This window comes from Burkholderia sp. E168m23 (assembly GCF_016586125.1).
Lineage (GTDB): Bacteria > Pseudomonadota > Gammaproteobacteria > Burkholderiales > Burkholderiaceae > Burkholderia > Burkholderia orbicola.
This window is the reverse complement of the sequence record NZ_BCPP01001066.1, coordinates 1-2261: the sequence shown is the minus strand read 5'-3', so window position 1 is coordinate 2261 and position 2261 is coordinate 1. Positions and strand designations below refer to the sequence as shown.

At 63.9% G+C, this 2261-nt stretch carries 4 protein-coding genes and 1 tRNA gene; 2 read left to right on the top strand and 3 right to left on the bottom strand.

The features are described 5' to 3' along the window. The 3 genes from JMF90_RS34080 to JMF90_RS34070 all read right to left on the bottom strand — a co-directional run. The coding region (locus JMF90_RS34080; protein ID WP_201326070.1) for an integrase arm-type DNA-binding domain-containing protein at nucleotides 1-588 on the bottom strand (588 nt) is incomplete at its 3' end. 163 nt (nucleotides 589-751) lie between these two features. Then, a tRNA-Arg gene (locus tag JMF90_RS34075) sits at nucleotides 752-826 on the bottom strand. A 148-nt stretch (nucleotides 827-974) separates the two neighbouring features. Continuing rightward, nucleotides 975-1157, bottom strand: coding sequence for a rubredoxin (locus JMF90_RS34070; protein WP_006478164.1), 183 nt, complete (start codon nucleotides 1155-1157; stop codon nucleotides 975-977). Between the two features lie 198 nt (nucleotides 1158-1355). Here JMF90_RS34070 and JMF90_RS34065 point away from each other — a divergent pair, with 198 nt between their 5' ends. Together JMF90_RS34065 and JMF90_RS34060 are read left to right on the top strand one after the other, a co-directional pair. Next, nucleotides 1356-1760 (top strand): DUF4399 domain-containing protein, encoded by a 405-nt coding sequence (locus JMF90_RS34065; RefSeq protein ID WP_011694346.1) that lies wholly within the window; start codon nucleotides 1356-1358, stop codon nucleotides 1758-1760. 267 nt (nucleotides 1761-2027) lie between these two features. Beyond that, nucleotides 2028-2261: ATP-binding cassette domain-containing protein (locus JMF90_RS34060; protein ID WP_201326069.1), on the top strand; the 234-nt coding region annotated here is incomplete at its 3' end.

The window sequence follows — 2261 nt, the reverse complement described above, 5'->3', positions numbered from 1 at the left end:
CGTCTGCGCGTCGATGTCGGCTGCCGGATTCCTGGAGCATCGCCCGGTCATGATCCCGTACTGGAAGACCGCGCGCGAGCGTTGGAGGATTCGCTTCGCCGTCTCACGCACCCCGCGCGCCTCGACCTCGCGAACGATGCTGAGCATCTGCGGCGAGTCGATCTCCGCGATCGGGCGAGCACCGATCTTCGGGAACACGTCGACCTCAAGCGAATTCAGCACCTTCTCCGCGTAGCCGTCGCTCCAGCCCGGGCGCTGGGAGTCGAACCACTCGCGGGCTACCGCTTCGAATGAGTTTGCCGCCGCGATCTCGGCGGCCCGTCTTGCGTCCTTCTTCGCCTCGCCCGGATCGATGCCGGCTGCGATCTGCTCGCGGGCCTCGTCGCGCTTCTTCCGTGCCGTCGCAAGCGTGACGGCCGGATAGACGCCGAGGGCGAGCGTCTTCTGCTTGCCACGGAAGCGGTAGGACAAGCGCCAGTACTTCGCGCCGTTCGGTTGGACGAGCAAGAACATCCCGTTGCCGTCCGTCAGTTTGTATGGTGCCGCGCTGGCCTTAGCGTTCCGCACCTGTATGTCAGTGAGAGGCATTGTTGGTATCTGTGTTGTTGGTATCGGCTGATACCAACAAAAATACCAACACTTTCTCTGGCTGTCACTGAGCAACCTTGGGTAACGATAGGAGCTAGAGCGCCGCCAGACGGGCTTGAGCGGAGAGTTTCTTGGGAATCTTGGGGGAGGTTTGGGGCTTGGCTGGTCCCCCCGACAGGAATCGAACCTGTATCTAGCGCTTAGGAGGCGCTTGTTCTATCCATTGAACTACGGGGAGAGCCATATCCGGGCATTCGCGCAAGAGATGGCGAACCGGACGGCGGTGTGGACAGCGCGCAGAGTATAGCAAACGCGCGGCGCGTCGGCGGGGCGGAATGCACCTCCGACGCGCGTATCGCGTGACCAACCGCGATCGAAACAGAAAATCAGAAATCGACGACGACGAAATCTTCCTTGCCCACGTCGCACAGCGGGCAGCGCCAGTCGGCGGGAATGTCGGCGAAACGCGTGCCGGCCGGGATGCCTTCGTCGGGCAGCCCTTCCGCTTCGTTGTAGACCCACCCGCAAATCAGGCAGACCCAGCTCTGGTATTCGGTTACTTCGCTCATGTTGCGCTCGGGATAATGAAAATTCGGCGATGCCGTCCGTAGCGTGGCCGGCGGACGAAAGGCGCAATGGTACCGGAATTTCGCCTAACGCCTGCGCAACGTCGTTTTAAACGTACGCATCGCGAACAACCGGCGCCGTCGCGTCGGTCGGGCATGCAGTGTATGCTTCGTGAGCCTGTCAATCTGAAGGAGGAAACGATGCTCAACAGAAAGTGGATCGCGGGTGCAGTCTGTGTCGCGGCGCTGGCCGTATCGACGCTCGCGCGCGCCGAGGCGCGTGTGTTCTTCGTCGAGCCGCAGGACGGCGCGACGGTGTCGAGCCCCGTACACGTGAAGTTCGGTCTCGAAGGCATGGCGCTCAAGCCGGCCGGCGACATGACCCCGGATACCGGTCACCATCATCTGCTGATCGACGGCAAGCCGGTGCCGAAGGGCGATGTGATCCCGGCGACCGACCATTCGCTGCATTTCGGCAAGGCCCAGACCGAAACCGACGTGAAGCTGCCGCCTGGCCAGCACACGCTGACGCTGCAGCTCGGTGACGGCGCGCACCGTTCGTACGGTCCCGAACTGAGCTCGACGATCACGATCAACGTGAAATAACCGCACGTCCCGCGCCGACGCTCGCCGCGCCGCGCACGGGATCGGCCGATCGGCCGGCTGCGGGTATCCGGCCGGCGTTCCGCCGTTTACGCGGGCAAGTAAACGACGGCCGGCATCCAAAGCGAAAAGCCGCCCGCAACCCGCTCACGGCACCGCGCCGACGCACTTCAAGCGCAACCTGCGGCGCTCGTCCATCCAGCCAAGCCGATCCCGGCCCGCGCGCCCGGTACAATGGGCGCTTCCGATTTCTCTCTTCGCCGTCTCCCCATGTCGCTCTATTCCATTACCGGCGCGCAGCTCGCGTTCGGTCACGTCGCGTTGCTTGATCACGCGGATTTCTCGCTGGAAGCCGGCGAGCGGGTCGGCCTGATCGGCCGCAACGGCGCGGGCAAGTCGTCGCTGCTGAAGATCGTCGCCGATCTCGCGAAGCCCGACGACGGGCTGGTCACGCGCCAGCAGGAGCTCGTGACGGTCTACGTGCCGCAGGAGCCCGAGTTCGAG